Raw genomic sequence first — 566 nt, 5'->3', positions numbered from 1 at the left:
GGAGGAACCATTTATTTTAACTCTGAAAGCAGTAGTTCGATCTTGCAGTATGTCTCGATTGATCAGATGGGCGACGTGAGTAGCTCGGGAAGAGCTGTTTATATCTCCTCAGGCCAGACTCCCACTATTAAGAATACCTCTATCACTCACAGTGAACAGGATGACATAGTCAGTTGGGTGGGAGGAGCCAAAAACTTCGCCAATATTAAAGCCATTGTCAACATTACCAGTAATGCCGACAACATGGATGCGGTGATGCCCAAGTTGGGTTATGACTCTTTTTACCGGTTGGGCACTTCGATTCAGGTTCCTCAGGGCTACAAGCTCACATTGGAGCCGGGGACAGTAATTGAATCACCAGCGTATGGGCGGGATATCAATGTTTCCGGTACACTGATTGCTCAAGGGACGGTTTCGGATTCGATTCGTTTTCGGGGCAAGGCAAATCCAGACTATGGTTCCCAATCCACTCATGGGGGAACCATTTATTTTAATGCAGAGAGTAGTGCTTCGATTCTACAATATGTCTCAATTGATCAGATGGGCGATGCGTCCAGTAGTGGCCG

At 47.0% G+C, this 566-nt stretch carries 1 protein-coding gene; it reads left to right on the top strand.

Features of this window, described 5'->3' with window-relative positions; all coding sequences use genetic code 11:
• The coding region (locus ACYVE4_RS22470; RefSeq protein ID WP_461042499.1) for a hypothetical protein at positions 1-566 on the top strand (566 nt) is incomplete at both ends.

The sequence above is a fragment of the Spirosoma harenae genome, assembly GCF_054776975.1.
This window is presented reverse-complemented; position numbering and strand designations above follow the sequence as displayed.